General features: G+C 69.0%; 4 protein-coding genes. 2 read left to right on the forward strand and 2 right to left on the reverse strand.

Going from position 1 to position 4,222, the window contains the following annotated elements; genetic code table 11:
• Positions 1-73 precede the first annotated feature (73 nt).
• Together ACN27A_RS34365 and ACN27A_RS34370 are read left to right on the forward strand one after the other, a co-directional pair.
• The gene (locus tag ACN27A_RS34365; RefSeq protein ID WP_421459171.1) at positions 74-796 is read left to right on the forward strand and encodes an MIP/aquaporin family protein; all 723 of its coding nucleotides are present in this window, start codon (positions 74-76) and stop codon (positions 794-796) included.
• A gap of 248 nt (positions 797-1,044) precedes the next feature.
• A complete protein-coding gene (locus ACN27A_RS34370) occupies positions 1,045-2,469 on the forward strand; it encodes a DUF3500 domain-containing protein (RefSeq protein WP_421459173.1) in 1,425 nt (474 codons plus the stop codon).
• Between the two features lie 16 nt (positions 2,470-2,485).
• Here the strand turns inward: ACN27A_RS34370 and ACN27A_RS34375 are convergent, their stop codons facing one another.
• Complete coding sequence (locus ACN27A_RS34375) at positions 2,486-3,934, reverse strand: sensor histidine kinase (protein ID WP_421459175.1); 1,449 nt, start codon at positions 3,932-3,934, stop codon at positions 2,486-2,488.
• Positions 3,931-4,222, reverse strand: a 292-nt coding sequence (locus ACN27A_RS34380; protein ID WP_421459177.1) for a winged helix-turn-helix domain-containing protein, incomplete at its 5' end; no start/stop codon positions are given. The genes ACN27A_RS34380 and ACN27A_RS34375, both read right to left, overlap by 4 nt.

Genomic DNA, 4,222 nt, shown 5'->3' on the forward strand with positions numbered 1-4,222 from the left:
ACCGTAAGTAATCCACAGGCGCCGCGGGCGGACTCGATGCTCGGCGGTCGTCGACGAAAGGGAGTTTTCGATCATGACCGCAGCAGACACCACCACAGTCACCATCGAGGCCCGTCCGGCCGCCGTCGAGCAGCCCATCGGGCACGCCATCCACCTGCCCGCCAACGCCCGGCGATATCTGGTGGAGGCGATCGGCACCCTGTTTCTGGTCTTCACCGTCGGAGCCAGCGTCCGCAGCGGCAGCGCGCTGGCGCCGCTGGCCATCGGCGCGGCGCTGATGGCCATGATCTACGCCGGCGGCCACATCTCCGGTGCCCACTACAACCCGGCGGTGACCATGGCCGCGCTGGTGCGTCGCAGAATCGACATCCGGGAGGCCGCCGGCTACTGGGCCGCCCAGATCGTGGGCGCGCTGATCGGCGCCGGCGCCGTGCTGGCCGTGGTGCCCGGCGGGCAGAGCGCGGCGCTCGCGTTGTCGGGGCACGCGCTGATGGCCGCGGTCGTCGCCGAGGTGCTGTTCACCTTCGCCCTGTGCTACGTCGTGCTCAACGTCGCCACCAGCAAGGACCATCCCGACAACTCGTTCTACGGGCTGGCCATCGGCTTCACCGTCACTGCCGGGGCCATCGCCGTCGGCGGGGTCTCGGGTGCGGCGTTCAACCCCGCCGTGGTCGTCGCCGGAGTCGCGATGGGCATGTTCAGCCTGCCGATGCTGCCGGTCTACGTCGCCGCCCAGATCATCGCCGGAACCGCCGCCGGGATGGTGTTCCGCGCCTTGAATCCCGACGACAAATGACGACCTGATACCGGCCGTCCCCCGAGGCCCTCCTCTCGCCGCCCGCCGGCACGAGGAGGGCCCCGTCGTTGCGTCGCATCGAATCTCCCTGCCCCATTCCGGCCATGAGCGTCCATGCGCAGCGGCGACATCGTAAAATCCGCCCGAGGACATCGAGTTATCGCAGAGGTGGTGCGAGCGTGGCCTCCCGACCCGACGACAACCTCCCTTGGGCCGTAGACCGATCCCGGCGCAGCGCCCTTCGCGGGTTGGGTGCGCTCGCTGCGCTCACCGCCGTCGGGTCGACGCTGTCCTGCTCCCAGAGCGGGCCGGCCGGGGGAGTCCCGGCAATCCAGCAGGGCGATGCGGCACGACACTTCGAGTCCGACGTCGCCCAGGCTGCCGACCATCTGATCGGCCTCATCCCGGAACCACACCGGGGCAAGCTCGTCATGCCGTTCGGCAGTGAGGCCCGCACTCGCGGGCAGGACACGACTCAGACCGAGGCGTTCTGCGCCGTTCTGCAATGGTGTCCGCTCGGTTGGGGAGTCACGATCGGTTCGATGGACACCGCCCAACGCGCCGCGGCCCACGCGCTGTTGAATCGGGCGATGTCCGCCGGCGGGTACCAGGCTCTGCTCGCAGTCCTGAATCGCAACCGGGTGATCGGCGAGATGGAGGACGTCGCAGACGGTGACGTCATCCGCAGGATCCTCGATGCCGATCCGGAGGCCAGCGGTGCGCAGTCGGTGTTCGACCTGGCGCCCGACCCCGACCCGGCCCGGCCGTGGTATCCGGTCGTCGGCGGTGCGAAGGAGTTCCTCGGCACCGGAATCGCGATCGATTGGAGTTGGGGCGTGCCACCCGGGCTGGACGGGCGCTACGAGCAGTTCGCCAACTACACGATCGGGATCTTCGGCAACCCCGGGGACCAGGCATGGGCCATCCGGTTCGAAGGACATCACATCGCCGTCAACCTGACGTTCCACAAGAACGACGCCGGGCAGGTCCAGGTCAACTCCACGCCGATGTTCTTCGGCGCCTTCCCGATGATCATCCCGGAGGCGCCGTTCGACGACGGTGACACCGACAAGCAATGGCGCTGGACCGAGGGCCAGGTGCTGATGCTGGGCGTCGTCCACCACCTGCGTGAGTTCTGGCGCAGCGTCTCGGAGCAGGCCCGCCGAGACGGGTTCATCGGCACCGACCTGATGGAACAGGCGCCGCCGTTGGTCCTCGACACCCCGGCCTCATCGATGATCGCCGCACTGTCTCCCACCGTCGACCGGCGGGCGATCGAGGCGTACCCGCACATCCAGATCAGCGCCACGGACCTGGCCGAACCCGCGTTGTGGAATCTGCGCCAGGCCTTCGCCTTCTACACCGGGGCCATGAATCCGAGCATCGGTCCCGGCTACCTGGCGCGCTTCGACGACGTGGTCCGGGACGGCGGAAACCTGACCCTGGCCTGGGCGGGAGGGACCCTGGACGAGATCGGATCACACCACTACACCTACGCCGTGGTCGACGATCTTCTCCTCGAAGTCCTTCAAAGCAACCAGTTTTCGGTACAGCATGACCCCGACGTGACGGGCAACCACCTGCACACGATGCTGCGGGATCTGAGATTCGACTGGGACGACCCGATGCGCCGCCACCATCAGGGCGACCACACGTCGACACCGCCGGGCTGAGCCCGGGGAAAGACGGTCAGCCTCCGTGTTGGTCGTCGGTTCGGCCTATGGGCAGCGACAGGCGAAAGACGGCTCCTGCACCGCTGGGCAGGCATTCCAGCGACCCGCCATGGGCTTCGGCCAGGGCGCGGGCGATCGGCAGCCCGAGCCCGGCGCCGCCGGAGTCCTGGTCCCTGGCATCGTCGAGGCGGACCAGCCGGTCGAAGATCCGCTCCCGGTCTCCCTCGGCGACACCCGGTCCGGTGTCACTCACCGTGACCCACGCTGTGCCGTCGACGGTTTCGAGGTGAACGGTGATCTGGCCGGACGACGGGGTGTGCCGGCGGGCGTTGTCGAGCAGGTTGGACAGAATCTGGGCGATTCGGGTCGGATCCGCGTTCACGGACACCTCCCTCTCACCGGTGCGCCGTACCGTGATGTCGGGTGCCAGCATCGCCGCCCGGTCCGCCTCGTCAGTGACGATGCGTCCGAGGTCGATGCTCTCCAGCCGAAGCCCGGCCCCGGCGTCGATGCGGGCGATGTCGAGGAGGTCGCCCACCAGCCGCGCGGCTCGTCGGGTCTCATTGCCCAGCAGTTCGGCGTGCCGGCGGGTCCGGGGCGGCGCGCCATCGGATGCCTCGGACTGGGTCGTCGCACCGGCGACCAGCTGATCGGCGACCGCCTGGATCCCGGCCAACGGGGTGCGCAACTCGTGCGCGGCGTCGGACAGGAAACGCCGTCCCTGCGCCTCCGCGCGTTGCGCCACGGTCGCGGCGTCCTTGGCGCTCTGCTCGGCGGACTCCAGCGCATCCAGCATGCGGTCGAATGCCTCGGCGGCGTGTCCGAGCTCGGTCCCGGGCCGGTCAGGAAGCAGCCGCCGGCCGCGGTCACCGAGGGTGATGTCGTCGGCGGTGGCGGTCAGTCGCTGCAGTGGGGACAGTGCCCGGCCGGCGGCGAACCGCACCGCGAGGCCGGCCACCGCAAGCGTGACGATCGCTCCGACGATCATTTTCTGGCGCATCGCGGCCCGGGTGCGGCTGATGCCGCTGGTATCGGCCTGGATCGTCAGCAACGAGCCGTCCGGCAGCAGCCCGGTGACCTTCGAGCTGGGCAGATCGCCCCAGGGCAGCGGAGTGTCTGTGCCGGCGTCCAGCGGGATCGGTTTGGGCAACGGGTGCGCGTGTTCTGTCGCCGGAACCAGCCGCGGATCACCGTAGCGGGCACCGTCCGCGGCGATCAGCTGGACCCGGAAATCGGGCTCCTGCAGCACGTCCACCACTTCCTGCGGACTGAGCCCCAACTCCACCAGGGCGGGGGCATCGTAGAAGAGATCGGCCAGCTCGTCGTCGAGGTCGTCGGTGAGGCGCGCGCCGAACACGATGTCGAACACGATTCCCACTCCGATCAGCAGCGCGGCGATGAGACCGACCGCGGCGACGGTGACGCGCCGGCGCAGCGACGGGGTCGGCGTGCTCTGCGCGGTCACTGCTCGCCCGCCGACAGCCGATAGCCGATGCCACGCACCGTGTGCAGCATTCGCGGTCCGTGTGCTTCCAGTTTTCGGCGCAACGCGCTGATGTAGACCTCGACCAGATTGGGGTCGTAGGCGTCGTAACCCCACACCGCGGCAAGGATCTGATCCTTGCTGACCACCCGCCCGCGCTGATCGGCGAGATAGGACAACAACCGCAACTCGGTGGCGGTCAGGTCCAGCACCGACCCGGCGCGGCTGGCGGTCGAGGCGTCCATGTCGAGAACGAGATCGCCGAGCTGG

This window comes from Micromonospora sp. WMMD737, assembly GCF_049179055.1.
GTDB classification, from domain to species: domain Bacteria; phylum Actinomycetota; class Actinomycetes; order Mycobacteriales; family Micromonosporaceae; genus Micromonospora; species Micromonospora reichwaldensis.

Bases quoted from the DNA above. Each gene is read 5' to 3' on its own strand.
- ACN27A_RS34365 (WP_421459171.1), top strand. From the start codon at position 74: ATGACCGCAGCAGACACCACCACAGTCACCATCGAGGCCCGTCCGGCC.